Source organism: Leucobacter chromiireducens subsp. solipictus (assembly GCF_016758195.1).
In the GTDB taxonomy this organism is placed as follows: domain Bacteria; phylum Actinomycetota; class Actinomycetes; order Actinomycetales; family Microbacteriaceae; genus Leucobacter; species Leucobacter solipictus.
The window spans coordinates 241,664-254,390 of the sequence record NZ_QYAC01000002.1; the positions used below are offsets into that span (position 1 = coordinate 241,664).

Here is a 12,727-nt window from a genome sequence, read left to right on the forward strand (position 1 = left end):
CTACCCGGGGCCCGGGCTCCTGTCTCGGGCTCGCTGCCCAGTGCCTCGGGGCCCGCGCCCTAGCGGTCTGGCGACACGAGCCCCGCGTCGTAGGCGAGGATGACGGCCTGCACCCGGTCGCGCAGGTGCAGCTTCGTGAAGATGCGGGTGATATGCGACTTCACGGTCTGCTCCGCGATGAACAGCTCGCCCGCGATCTCGGAGTTTGCGAGGCCGCGCCCGATCAGCACGAGGATTTCGCGCTCGCGTTCCGTGAGATCCGCCAGCCGCAGCGCGTGCTGATCGTTCGCCGGGCGCTGTTCCGCGAAGCGCTGCAGCAGCCGCTTCGTGACGCTCGGGGCGAGGAGCGCGTCCCCCGCGGCGACCACGCGCACCGCGGTGATCAGCTCGTCCGGGGTCGCGTCCTTCAGCAGGAAACCGCTCGCGCCCGCGGCGAGCGCGTCGTGCACATACTCGTCGAGGTCGAACGTGGTGAGGATCACCACCCGGGGGACGTGGTCGACGCGCGGCGGGGGCGACATGAGTTGCCGGGTCGCCTCGAGCCCGTTCAGCTCGGGCATCCGCACGTCCATGAGTACCACGTCGGGGCGCAGCCGCTGCGCCAGCGCGACCCCCTCCGCGCCGTCCGCGGCCTGGCCCACGACGGTGAGGTCGGGCTGTGCGTCGAGGATCGCGGCGAAGCCCGCCCGCACCATGGCTTGGTCGTCGACGATGAGCACGGAGACGGTCATGCGGGGAACTCCTCGGGGGCGGGTGGGTGACCGGCGCCGGGGGCGTCGGGGATGATCGGAACGAGCGCGACAACCTGGAAGCCGCCGTCCGGGGTGGGGCCCGCGGCGAGGGAGCCGCCCAGGGCACCGACCCGTTCGCGCATCCCCCGGATGCCGTGGCCGCTCGGGTCCGCGGCGGGCGCGGCAGCGACGGCGCTTGCGGACGGGGACGCGTTGCGGATCGTGACCCGCGCCGACCCGGGGCCGCCGCTGCGCGGCTCGGAGTGGCCCGTGAGCGTGACGCTGGCGGCGGCTCCGGGAGCGTGGCGGGCCGCGTTCCCGAGTGACTCCTGCACCACCCGATACACGGCCAGCTGGCACACGGGGTCCATGCGGGTGCGGAGCGCGACCGGGAGCTGATCCTCCAACGCGGCGCGGGATCGGGCCGCAAGCTCGGGCAGCTCGGCGAGACTCGGTTGCGGGGCGTGCTCGGCGTCGTCGTCGGCACGCAGGACGCCCAGCAGCGCCCGCATCTCGCCCAGCGCGACGCGGGCGGTCGCGGCGAGCTCATCGAATTCGTCAGCCACCTCGGGCCGCAGCTCGGGGTAGCGGTACCGCGCGCTCGCCGCCTGCACCTGAATCACGGACATGCCGTGCGCCACGACGTCGTGCATCTCGCGCGCGATGCGCGTGCGCTCCTCGGCGATCTGCCGCTTTGCGAGTTCGAGTTCCGTGAGTTCCCGCGCCTCGGCGAGTGCCCCGCGCGCGGTGCGGATCGAGCGGATGAGGGTGCCCACACCGATCGCGATCCCGCTCAGGACGACCGTGACGATCAGGTTGGAGATCACGGATCCCGCCGGCAGCTCACCACCCGCCCCCGCGGTGAGCCCCACCGCCGTGAGGCCGACCCCGGCAGCGGCGGCGCTCGAGATGATCCACCGTCCGTGCACGGAGGCGACGCCGAACACCACGAGCAGGGCGAGCAGCGTCGCGACGGGGACGGGCCAGGGCGCATCCGGGGTCGCCGATCCGGCGTACATGCCGGAGACCGCGGCGACGGCGACGATGCCGACGGCCCAGCGCGGCAGCCAGGGCACGAGCAGCACGGCGAGCGACTGCAGCAGCGCGAGGGTGAGGGCCTCGCCGACCTGTTGCTGGTAGACCGTCGCCCCGAGCGACGCGGCGACGGCGAGCAGCGTGACGGCGACCCCGCCGAACACGCTCCAGGTCCAGATGGCGGCGCGACGGGAACGGGTCATGCGGCAAGGGTACCGTCCGCGACCCCGACCGGGGCTAGGAGAACACCTCGCCGCCGTCGAACACGGGTGCCCCGCCGACGAGCGTCGCGAGGGGCGCGATCGTGTCGAGCCGTGCCGGGTCGATCCGGAGCGGGTCATCCGGGAGAACGATGAGGTCGGCGGAGCTGCCCGGCGTGAGTCTGCCAAGCTCGCGCCATCCGAGCACGCGACTGCCGAGCGTGGTCCACATGGCGAGCGCGTCCGCGCGCGAGAACGGTGCGGCCCCGTCGCGGTGGTGTGCCGCGGCGTGTGCGAGCGCGAGGCCCATCTGCGCGAAGGGGCTGGCGGGGCCCCAATCGGATCCTGCCGCCACCGGGAATCCCGCGTCCACGAAACGGCCGAGCGGCAGGAGATCCTGACGCTCAGCGCCCAGGCTGGTGCTGAGACCCAGCATCGCCTCGGGCAGACCGCGGGCGAAGCCGGGTGAGGTGGTGCCCGCCAGGCCGAGGCTCTGGAAGGCTTGGATCTGCGCCGGGGTGACCACCGGGAGGTGCTGCACGATCCAGGGTGCGTCGGGTGTCGAGGCGAAACCCGGGGTGTGTTGCAACACGTCTACCAGCAGGTCGTGCTGGCTGGGCGAGGCACTGAGGAGGCTCCCGCGGAGGCCTGCCGCGACGACCGACGCGGTGAAGGTCCGCAGGAGCTCAGGCAGGGTGCCGGGGGCGCCCTGAGCGAAGCCGCCGGACGGCAGCCGCCGGGGCGGGATCGAGAACGCGCTGTGCAGGGAGAGCGCCGGGCCGAGCACGCGAATCCAGTCGTCGTTCGCGCGCGCGGCGTCCGCCACGGCTGCTACGAACGCGGGGAGCGCCGCGATACCGTCGGCCGACGCCCCGCCGAGGTACTCGGGCGAGACCGCAACCCGAAGCCGCACGCCCGCCTGACGCAGCGCCCGGAACACGGCGAGCTCCGTCAGGGTGGTCTCGTGCGGTTCGTAGATTGCGGTGATGCCCCGGCGATGCGCGGCGCGGATCGCCGCGGCGGTGGTGTTCTGGAGTTCGGGGGACGGGCGGGGGATCCGGGTGAGCAGCTCCGCCCAGAACGGGTTGTCGACGTAGAGCTCCTGGACCTCACCGTAGAACCGCCCGGTGAGGGTGCCGTCCCAGCCGCGTTCGGCGAACACCGTCCCGAGATCGCTGGGTAGCGCTTCGGTGATCCCGAGCGCGGTGAGCGCCGCGGTGTTGAACACCGCGACGCCCGGGTCGGCGGGGGCGTATGCCTGGATCATGACGGGCACCTCGCGGGCGACGCCATCCAGCGCGGCGCGGTCGGGAAGCTGCCGTTCGGGGAGCGATCGGGAAGAGGCGGCGACGCCGTAGAACGGTTCACCCACGGGGGTCGTGAACACCCACTCGCCCGGCCGCGCTGACTGTGCCGCGGCGCCGATCCGGCGGAGGATCTCCGTGTGGTCCGCGGCGTCGGCGAGGGAGAGCACCCCGTCGGCCTCCGCGGCGAAGTGCAGGAGGTGCGGGTGCGTGTCGATCAGCCCGGGCGCGACGGTCGCGCCATCCAGGTCGACCACGCGGGCGCCCGCGTCGGCCGCGGCGGCGCGGGCCGCGCTGCCGAGGGCCGCAACGCGTCCCTCGGCCAGGAGGATCGCATCGGTGAGTGCGGCGTCGGGGGTCACCCGCACCGCGCCGTTGGTGAGAAGAAGCGGCCGGTCGTGCGGGGCGGGTGCGGGAGGGTGTGACATGGTGCGCTTTCAGGGGGCCGGAGAAGGGGTGTGGGGGATCGGTGCCGGCGCGAGGGGGTCCGCGCCGATCACGTGTTCGGCGGCGTCGAACAGCTCGGCCTCGCTCGCGGCGAGGGCCACCAGTTGGACGCCGACCGGGAGCGCTTCCGGGGCGGAGGTCGTGCCCTGGGGGAGCGCGATCGCGGCGTGGCCGCTGACGTTGAACAGCGTGCTGTATTGCGTGACCTGCTCCATGTGGGCGCTGAAATCGCGGGCATTCGTGAAGCGTGCCCCGTCGAGGTCCCCGAGCGGGCGGGCGGGCTGCGCCGTCGCCGGGGTGAGGAGGAGGGCGAGCCCCGCGGTGGCGAGGTCGAGCGCTGCGGTCGTGTCCGCGAACGCGGCCTCGGCGGCCACAAGTTCGGCGTTGCCCAGGGCACGGCCGTGCGTCGCCCACAGGCGGGTGCCCGGCTGCAGCAGGGCGTATCCCGCGTCCCAATCGGGGCCCACGGCCTCCTCGAGGCTGCGGGCGGTGAGCCAGGCAAAGGTGTCGAGCAGCGCGGTCCCGAACGCGTCCCAGTCGAGTGCGGCCGAGAGCGCAACGGGGACGAGGGTGTATCCCGCGTCCTCCAACCGGGCCGCCGCGCGTGCCGTGGCCGCGAGCACGTCCGGGTGCACGGTGCCGCCCTGCCACGCGGAAACATCGACGCCGACGCGTGGGCGTGCGGACGCCACCCCGGTTGCGTGGTGACGCGTGGACGCGGCCTGTGTGCCGAGCACACGCGCGAGAACACGGGTGTCGCGCAGCGACCGGGTGATCGCGAACTCGGCAACGAGGTCCCGGGGGAGCGGGGCGGGCGCAGCGGGCGCAGCGGGCGCTGCCGGGTGCGCGCGGGCGGGCTTGTAACCGATCGTGCCGGTGTAAGCGGCCGGGATCCGGATCGATCCGCCGGCGTCGTTGGCGTGCGCCACGGGAACCGCACCCGCCGCGACAAGCGCCGCCGCACCGCCGCTCGATCCCCCGGCGGTGTACGCGGCGGCGTGCGGGTTGTGCACGGGGGCCTCGCCCGGGGGTTCGATCGTGAGCAGCGCGCCGAATTCGGCGCTGCGGGAACGGCCGAGGCTCGTGATCCCGGCGCTCGCGAGCGCGCGCCAGTAGGGGGCGGACTCCCGCGAGACGACCGGGGTGCCCGCCGCACTGCCGTTCGTCGTGGGCTGCCCGGCCTCGCCCGCGCCGAGGTCTTTGCGGAACGTGGGGACGCCGGCGAAGGCCATGTTCGGCGTGGTATCCGGCGCCAGCGGGGCGGGAGGCAGAGGCGTGGAGATATCGAGCACCGCGGCGCGGGCGGCGGGGTGTGCCGCGACGGCCTCGAGCGCGAGCTCCCGGACGGCGGTGGGGGTCACCGCGCCAGAGCGGAGGAGCGCGGCGAGGCCGGTCGCGTCGAGGGCGCGGTAGCGTTCGAGTGAGAGTGCGGGGCGGCTCATCGTGGTTCCTCGGTGTGAGTGGTGTGGTGGGGGAGCGTGGCGGATGCCGTGAGTTCCGGTCCCTCCACGACGGTGGCGACCGCGGTGGTGAAGGATCGGTCGGCGTAGCGATCGAGTTCGCGGCTGCGGCGGCTGATCGCGAAGAGCCAGCCGCCGGCGATCAGGCTGGGGATCGCGACGACCAGGCCGAACACCAGGGGCGGCACGGATTCGAACAGGATCCCGCCGGCGACGGGGCCGACGGCGACGCCGAGCAGCTGGCCGGTGGACACAAAGACCCCGATTCGGCCCGTCACGTCGAGCTTTGCCGCGAGGCCGAGAATGAGCACGAGCGCCGCCCCGTAGGTGATGCCCCACGCGACGATGCTGACCGCGTAGACCGCGGGCGTCTCGGTCGTAACCAGCAGGAACTTCCCGACGGTCGACACGAGGACCACCGCAACGAGCGCCCAGCCGCGGCCCAGCCAGCGGATGAGAGCGGGAGCGAGCAGGCCGCCCAGAATGCCCCCGGACACTTGCAGGGCGAGCAGCAAGCCCGCGGCGTCCGGGGCGATCCCGGCGGACTCGCCGAGCAGCAGGGCCATCGCGTAGACCATGTCTTCTGTCGCCGACCACGCGAAGGCGAGCACCGCCACGACCAGCCCGACGGCGAGGTTGCGCGGGCGGGCGAGCACGGCCCCCCGCTCGTGAGCCTCGCCCGGGAGGTTCGGGAGTCCCCGTGCACAGAACATGCCGAGCAGGGCGATGCACGTGAGCGCGGCGAGCAGCACCCGGATGTCGTTCTGGAAGATCGGGGTGGCGAGGAGGATCGCTGCCGCGACGGCGCGGTTGACCACCATGACGACGGCCGTGGTGCGATCCGGGTTCTCGGTGACCGCGGACGCGGCGATCGCAGCGCCGACGACGAGCCCCACGCCCACCCCGCCCACGATGATCCCAGTTGCCACGAGCGCGGGCGTGGGGCTGAACGCGGCCGCGAAGCCGAATCCGAGGGCCATGACGCCGAGGCCGGTGCGGGCGATCCTCGGGCGGGAGAAGCGGTGCACCACGCGGCCGGTGGCCCCCATGGCGATGACGCTCGCGAGGGTCATCGCGGTGGCAACGCCCCCGGCGGCGGCGACCGAGAACTGGAGCTGCACGATCATTGCGGTGATGAGCACCGGAACCATGCTCGCCGCGACGAGGGCGAAGACCCAGGTGCCGATGAAGCTGAGCACCGTGGCCGGGGTGAGTCGCGCGAGGGAAGTGTGAGACACGGGGTCCTCCAGACAGACGTTGTCGGGAACGGCCGCGCATGTGGCGCGATCCGGCCGGTGCCGCTGCGGTGCGGCGGCCGCGGGTGCGGTGGCAGTTCGAGTGTAGGTTAACCGGTTAACCAACGCAAGTGTGGCGTCGGGCCTCTGGTAATTCTCGGGCCGCAGCGGTGCCGGGCTCGTGCGGGGCGAGGGTCGGCTGTTGCCTGCGGCGCGGGCGGATGCTCTCGTGACCGTCCGCGGCGCGGGATCGAGGCCTCGGGCGATGACCCGGGAGTCGACCGAGGCGCGGAGTCGAGGCCTGGGGTCGATGGCCCGGGTGCGGTCCGACGCCCGCGTGGTAGTCACACGGGCGGATGCGCTCGTAGCCGTCCGCGGTGCGGGCCTCCGTCCGCGTGATGCTCGCGTGATGCTCGCGGTGCGGGTCGAGGCCTCGGGTGAAGCCTCGGGGGTTGTCCGGGGGTGCGGGCCTCCGCTCGGGAGACGCCTCGGGGCTCGCCCGGTGGTGCGGGGCTCTGTTCAGGAGATGCCCCGGGAGCGGTCCTACGCCCGCGTGGTACCCGCGGTCGACGCTCGCGCGCGGACGTGCGGAACCAGCTCTCGTGCCCGGTCGGCAACCGAAGCCGCACCCGCCTCGCGCGCCGCGATGACCTCGTGCAGCAGCTCGATCGCAGCGCGACCGAGGCCCGCGGGATCGAGGTGCATCGCCGTGATGCGGGGCTCCGCCGCCGTGAGATAGTCGCTGTCCAGGTATGACGCGAGCAGGAAATCTTCTCCCACGCGGCGGCCGGCCGTGGCCGCGGCGAAGGCCGCCGCGATCGCCGCCCGGTCGGAGACAAAAATGGCAGCGTCATAGCCCGAACTCTGGGCCACGATCTCGTGGGTCAGTTCGGGGCCCGCCGCCTCCGCCGCCGGTGCGATCGGAATGTGGGTCACCGGGATCCCCGTCTGCGCGGCCCACTCTGCCGCACCCCGCAGGTAGTCGGCGGTCCAGCGGGTGCCGAGCTCCGGCACCGGCAGCGCGATCCTGCGCGCCCCGCGCGCACGCAGGTGCTCCAGGAGTTCGCGCACGGCGCGATCGTGCCGGCTCGTGAGCGCCGCGTCCGGGGTGAGGGCGTCGTCGAGCGGCGGCTCGATGCAGACCGTCGGAACGCCCCAGCCCAGGACCGTCCTGACGTGCGGATCCGCGGCGACGGGATCCACGATCACGCAGCCGTCGAGCCGGAGCGGCGGCGTGTGCGGGGCCACCAGATCCGGCGTCAAGATCCGCACGGTCGAGCGGAACGGCTCGCTCGCGACGAGCGCGCCGAGCGCCAGTTGATGCGAGAACGGGAGGTGCTCGGAGTGTGCCGGGAGCAGCACGCCCACAATTCCCGCGCGCGCAGAACTCAGATTCTGTGCGGTGCTATTCGGGCGATACTCGAGTTCGGCTGCAACCGCAGCGATGCGGGCACGTGTGGCCTCGGAGATGCGGCCCTTCCCGCTCAACGCCTGGCTCGCGGCAGCCTTCGAGACGCCGGCCCGCGCGGCAACATCGCCGATGGTTGCGGGGCGGGAGGGGGACACCATGCCCCCACCGTAGCGGCTCCGGCAGCGGACGCCGTGAAAACTCGTCCTTGCGCGCCGTTCGACACCGCGGATAGGGTGGTCTCTGGTAGTTCATCAACCCGGAAAGGAGCAGATCATGCAAAAAATCAATCGAATCGCATTCGATCTGCCGCGTCCGGGCACCCCGCTGACCGGACATTAGGTTCCTCGCGGCCCGCCCCTCTGGCCCGCCGCCCCTTTCCGCTTCCAGCTTTTCCGCACGCTCCGGTGTGCGCTTTCCGATCAGGAATCATGAACGCTTCAGCCACTGATATTCCGGCGTCCCCCGACGCCACGCCCCCCTCTGCCGCGGCGGCTGCCGCCCCGCGCCTGTCGACCGCGCGGGCACTCGCGCGCCTGTACCCCTTCGCCAAGCCGGCGCTGCCGCGCCTCATCGGCGGTGCCCTGGTCGGGCTGGGGGCCGCCGTCGCGAGCCTGATGATCCCGCTCGTGCTGCAGTGGGCCGTCGACGGCCCGATCACGACGGGGGATCGCACCCAGATCGTGTGGGGCACCCTCGCGGTGCTCGCGCTTGGCGTCGCCGAGGCGCTGATGGTGTTCCTGCGCCGGCGGTTTGTGCTCACCCCCGCCGCGGGCATCGAATACTCGGTGCGCCAAGCGTTCTATGAGCGGCTCCAGCGCCTGCCCGTCGCCTTCCACGACCGGTGGCAGTCGGGGCAGCTGCTCAGCCGCATGATGCAGGACATTGGTGCGATCCGGCGCTGGCTCGCGTTCGGACTGATCCTGCTGCTCATCAACGTACTCACCATTGTGATCGGTTCGGCGCTCCTGTTCCGTTGGCACTGGGCGCTCGGCACCGTGTTTGTGGTGTGCTCGCTGCCGCTCTGGATCCTCGGCTACCGCTTCGAGCAGAGCTACGGCGTGCTCTCGCGCAGCAGCCAGGACCAGGCGGGGGACCTCGCGACCTCCGTGGAGGAGAGCGTGCACGGGATCCGCGTGCTCAAGGCGTTTGGCCGGGGCGGGCACGCGCTCTCCCAGTTCACGCGGCGGGCCGAAACCCTGCGCGATACCGAGATGCGCAAGGCCCGCGCCGTGGGGCAGCTGTGGTACTGGCACGAGCTTGTACCCGTGCTCGCCCTCGGCGCGAGTTTCCTCACGGGCGTGTGGTTGGCCGCAACGGGCAGCCTCACGGTGGGCGAGCTGTTCGCGTTCTTCGCGATGGCGGCGGCCCTGCAGTGGCCGATGGCCTCACTCGGCTACCTGTACTCACTGCTCATCGATACGCGCACCGCGACCGATCGCGTCTTCGAGGTGCTCGACGCCCCCGTCACGATCACCGACCCCGCGGAACCGCGCACGATCACCGAGCCGCGTGGCGAGCTCGCCTTCCGAGGCGTGCGCTTCCACTACCCGGATTCGGCCCCGGACAGCCCCGAGCTCCTCGCGGACATCACCCTCACGCTGCGCCCGGGCGAGACCCTGGCGCTCGTGGGCGCGACCGGGAGCGGCAAAACCACGCTGACCACGCTGCCGACGCGGCTGTTCGACGTCAGCGGCGGAGCCGTCGAACTCGACGGCATCGATGTGCGGGAACTCCGGCTCGCAGAACTGCGCCGCCGGATCGGCGTCGCGTTTGAGGACCCCATCCTGTTCTCGGCCTCGGTGCGCGACAACGTGCTGCTGGGCCGCGACGACCTCGACCCGCACAGCCCGGACGCGGACGCCGTGCTCGCCGAAGCCCTCGACGTGGCCCAGGCCGGCTTCGCGTACGACCTCCCGGACGGCGTCGACACCGAGGTCGGGGAGGAAGGCCTGTCGCTTTCCGGCGGTCAGCGCCAGCGCCTCGCCCTCGCGCGAGTGGTCGCCGCCGCGCCGGACGTGCTCGTGCTCGACGACCCGCTGTCGGCGCTCGACGTCGACACCGAGGCACTCGTCGAGGCGGCGCTGCGCCGGGTGCTCGCGCACACGACCGCGCTCATCGTCGCGCACCGGCCTTCGACCGTGGCCATGGCGGATCGCGTCGCGGTGCTCTGGGACGGCCGGATCGAGGCGGTCGGGACCCACGCCGAACTGCTGCGCGACAACGCCCACTACCGGTACCTCATCGCCACGCTCGATCGCGGTGATCAGCCAGATTCGCCCCAGGATTCCGGTGATCCGGCACCGCCCGGAAGCCCAGAACCCGCCGCCGCACACCCCGAGACGGAGGACCGCGCATGAGCCCCGAAACCGTCCGCGGCACGCGCGGCGAGGACCGCGATGAGTACACGCGTGAGGAGAGCCGTGCGATCCGGAAACGGTCGCTGCGCCTGCTCCGATCGATCCTGGCGCCGCTCAAGAAACTGATCCTGCTCACCGCGGTGGTGATCGTGATCTCGACCGCGATGCGCGCGATCGGCCCCACGCTGCTCGCGTTCGGCATCGACGTGGCGCTGCCGCGCGCCGTCGACCACGGCGACTGGTGGCCCGCGATCGGGGTCGGCGGGGCCTTCCTCGTCTCGGGGCTCGTGGGCGCCGGGTTCGTCGGCTGGTACGTCGTGCTGATCGCCCGGCTCACGCAGGCCGTCATGATGGAGCTGCGCACCCGGATCTTTCGCCACACGCAGCGGCTCAGCCTCGAGTTCCACGAGGGCTACACCTCGGGCCGCATCATCGCGCGCCAGACGAGCGACCTCGAATCGATCCAGGAGTTGCTCGACGGCAGCCTGAACGAACTGATCGACGCGATCCTGCTCGGCGGATTCACGCTGCTGATGCTGTTCCTCATCGACTGGCGCAGCGGCCTGCTGCTGCTCGGGATGGGCATCCCGCTCGTGATCCTGATGCGCTGGTTTGTCGTGGAATCCCAGAAGGGGTTCCGGGCGACCCGCGTGGTCAGCGCCAAGCTGATCGTGCAGTTCGTCGAGACGATGACGGGCATCCGCGCGGTGCAAGCCTTCCGCCGCGAAGACCGGAACCGCGTCGCCTTCGGCACGGCCTCGGACGACTACCGCCGCGCGAACCTGCGCGTGTTCCGGCTGTTCGGGGTGCTCGATCCGGGGCTCATCCTGCTCGCCAACGTCACCATCGCGGTCGTCCTGTTCTGGGGTGCACTCCGGGTCGCCGACGGCGGACTCGCGATCGGCGTGCTGCTCGCGGCGGTGCTGTACGTACGGAACTTCTTCGGCCCGATCGAGGAGGTGGCGATGTTCCTGAACTCCTACCAGTCCGCGACCGCCGCGCTCGAGAAGGTATCGGGCGTGCTGGAGGAGGAGCCGACCGTGCGGGAGGCCGCCACCCCCGCGCACCTGCCGGAAGCGCGGGGTGAGCTCGCGTTCGAGGACGTGAGCTTCGGCTACGCGGGCGGGCGCACCGTGCTCGCGGACACCTCCCTGCAGATCCCCGCCGGGCAGACGATCGCGCTTGTGGGCACGACGGGGGCGGGCAAATCCACGCTCGCGAAGCTCGTCGCCCGATTCTACGACCCGAGCGCGGGGCGCATCACGCTCGACGGCGTGGACCTGCGGGAGCTGGCCCCGGCCGACATGCGCCGTGCGATCGTGATGGTCACCCAGGAGGCCTACCTCTTCAGCGGTACCGTCGCTGAGAACATCGCAATCGGCCGGCCCGACGCGACCGCCGAGGAGATCCGTGCCGCGGCCGAGGCAGTGGGGGCGCACGCCTTCATCGCGGAGCTTCCCGACGGCTACGACACGGATGTGAACAAGCGCGGCGGGCGCGTGTCCGCGGGGCAGCGTCAGCTGATCTCGTTCGCGCGCGCGTTCCTCGCGGATCCGCGCGTGCTGATCCTCGACGAGGCCACCGCCTCGCTCGACCTGCCGAGCGAGCGACTCGTGCAGGACGCCCTGCAGCGGTTGCTCGCCGACCGCACGGCGATCATCATCGCGCACCGCTTGTCGACGGTGGCGATCGCCGACCGCGTGCTGGTGATGGAGGCCGGCCGGGTCGTCGAGGACGGGAGCCCGGCCGAGCTTGTGGCGGCGGGCGGGCGCTATGCCGCGCTGCACGACGGCTGGGAGGCCTCGCAGGTGTAGCGGGGCGACGGGGCCGGGCGTGGTTCGGGCCCCGGGGCTGGGTTCCGGGCGGGTTCGGGCCTCGGGGCCCGATGGGCCGGGTGACGGGGCCGGGGCCCGACGGGTCGCGTTCCCGGCCCCCACCACACAAGCGACCCGTTACGTGCAGCACCCCCGGTTTCCCGGGATTTTCCTGCGCGTAACGGGTCGGTTGTCAACTTGCGGGTCGGATCTGTGCCCGGGCGGGCCGAGGGCCGCTTTCCCCGCGGCGGTCTAGCGGGTCGCCGGCGCTCCGGGGGTGTCAGCGCCGGGGCGTCCCGGCGACGGCTGCTCCGGCTCGGCCGGCTGCGGCGCGGGTGCCTCGGTGCCCGCCGGGGCCTCAGGCGTGGCCGGAGCGCCCGATTCGGCCTGGGCCGCCTCGGCGGCGTCGGCGGCATCGTCCTCGACGATGCTGTCCGGGGTGCGGTCGCGGTTGCGCCACTCGTAGATACTCTCCGAGGCCGCGTCGCGCGGCCGGGACAGGAAGATGATGGAGAGCGAGAAGCCGATGAGCGCCGCGAAGATGGCCGAGAGCCATGGCCAAATGCCGAGCAGATAGAGCACCGCGAAGGGCACTGCGAAGAACAGCAGTCGAAGCGCGGAGTACACAATCCAGACGGTGCGGGGGTTTTTCACGTCGTCGAGTCTACCCGTGCCAACTGCGCCGAGTCTGAGGCGGCGCGTGGGTGCCCAGCCGACCGTGATCCGGGATGGG

Annotated in this window: 9 protein-coding genes; 2 read left to right on the forward strand and 7 right to left on the reverse strand. The window is 72.4% G+C overall.

Annotated features, from left to right (window positions below; all coding sequences use genetic code 11):
- Nucleotides 1-59: 59 nt before the first annotated feature.
- The 6 genes from D3230_RS04585 to D3230_RS04610 all read right to left on the reverse strand — a co-directional run bounded on the left by D3230_RS04585 (nt 60) and on the right by D3230_RS04610 (nt 7,981).
- Complete coding sequence (locus D3230_RS04585) at nt 60-731, reverse strand: response regulator (protein ID WP_202343842.1); 672 nt, start codon at nt 729-731, stop codon at nt 60-62.
- Complete coding sequence (locus tag D3230_RS04590; RefSeq protein WP_202343843.1) at nt 728-1,969, reverse strand: sensor histidine kinase; 1,242 nt, start codon at nt 1,967-1,969, stop codon at nt 728-730. Before D3230_RS04590 ends, D3230_RS04585 begins: the two co-directional genes overlap by 4 nt.
- A gap of 34 nt (nt 1,970-2,003) precedes the next feature.
- Nucleotides 2,004-3,698, reverse strand: a complete 1,695-nt coding sequence (locus tag D3230_RS04595) for an amidohydrolase family protein (RefSeq protein ID WP_202343844.1) — start codon at nt 3,696-3,698, stop codon at nt 2,004-2,006.
- A 9-nt stretch (nt 3,699-3,707) separates the two neighbouring features.
- Nucleotides 3,708-5,159, reverse strand: a complete 1,452-nt coding sequence (locus tag D3230_RS04600) for an amidase family protein (protein ID WP_202343845.1) — start codon at nt 5,157-5,159, stop codon at nt 3,708-3,710.
- Entirely contained in the window at nt 5,156-6,415 is a 1,260-nt protein-coding gene (locus D3230_RS04605) for an MFS transporter (RefSeq protein ID WP_202343846.1), read from the reverse strand. Before D3230_RS04605 ends, D3230_RS04600 begins: the two co-directional genes overlap by 4 nt.
- Nucleotides 6,416-6,955: 540 nt before the next feature.
- On the reverse strand, nt 6,956-7,981 hold the full coding sequence (locus tag D3230_RS04610) for a LacI family DNA-binding transcriptional regulator (RefSeq protein ID WP_202343847.1): 1,026 nt from the start codon (nt 7,979-7,981) through the stop codon (nt 6,956-6,958).
- Between the two features lie 270 nt (nt 7,982-8,251).
- Here D3230_RS04610 and D3230_RS04615 point away from each other — a divergent pair, with 270 nt between their 5' ends.
- Together D3230_RS04615 and D3230_RS04620 are read left to right on the forward strand one after the other, a co-directional pair.
- Nucleotides 8,252-10,180, forward strand: a complete 1,929-nt coding sequence (locus D3230_RS04615) for an ABC transporter ATP-binding protein (protein ID WP_202343848.1) — start codon at nt 8,252-8,254, stop codon at nt 10,178-10,180.
- On the forward strand, nt 10,177-11,994 hold the full coding sequence (locus D3230_RS04620; RefSeq protein ID WP_202343849.1) for an ABC transporter ATP-binding protein: 1,818 nt from the start codon (nt 10,177-10,179) through the stop codon (nt 11,992-11,994). Before D3230_RS04615 ends, D3230_RS04620 begins: the two co-directional genes overlap by 4 nt.
- A 252-nt stretch (nt 11,995-12,246) precedes the next feature.
- Here D3230_RS04620 and D3230_RS04625 read toward each other — a convergent pair whose 3' ends face one another.
- On the reverse strand, nt 12,247-12,648 hold the full coding sequence (locus tag D3230_RS04625) for a DUF4229 domain-containing protein (RefSeq protein WP_337249088.1): 402 nt from the start codon (nt 12,646-12,648) through the stop codon (nt 12,247-12,249).
- Nucleotides 12,649-12,727: the final 79 nt, after the last annotated feature.

Coding starts and splice junctions, on each gene's coding strand:
- D3230_RS04610 (WP_202343847.1), bottom strand. CDS start 7,981: ATGGTGTCCCCCTCCCGCCCCGCAACCATCGGCGATGTTGCCGCGCGG.
- D3230_RS04615 (WP_202343848.1), top strand. CDS start 8,252: ATGAACGCTTCAGCCACTGATATTCCGGCGTCCCCCGACGCCACGCCC.
- D3230_RS04585 (WP_202343842.1), bottom strand. CDS start 731: ATGACCGTCTCCGTGCTCATCGTCGACGACCAAGCCATGGTGCGGGCG.
- D3230_RS04600 (WP_202343845.1), bottom strand. CDS start 5,159: ATGAGCCGCCCCGCACTCTCACTCGAACGCTACCGCGCCCTCGACGCG.
- D3230_RS04590 (WP_202343843.1), bottom strand. CDS start 1,969: ATGACCCGTTCCCGTCGCGCCGCCATCTGGACCTGGAGCGTGTTCGGC.
- D3230_RS04595 (WP_202343844.1), bottom strand. CDS start 3,698: ATGTCACACCCTCCCGCACCCGCCCCGCACGACCGGCCGCTTCTTCTC.
- D3230_RS04620 (WP_202343849.1), top strand. CDS start 10,177: ATGAGCCCCGAAACCGTCCGCGGCACGCGCGGCGAGGACCGCGATGAG.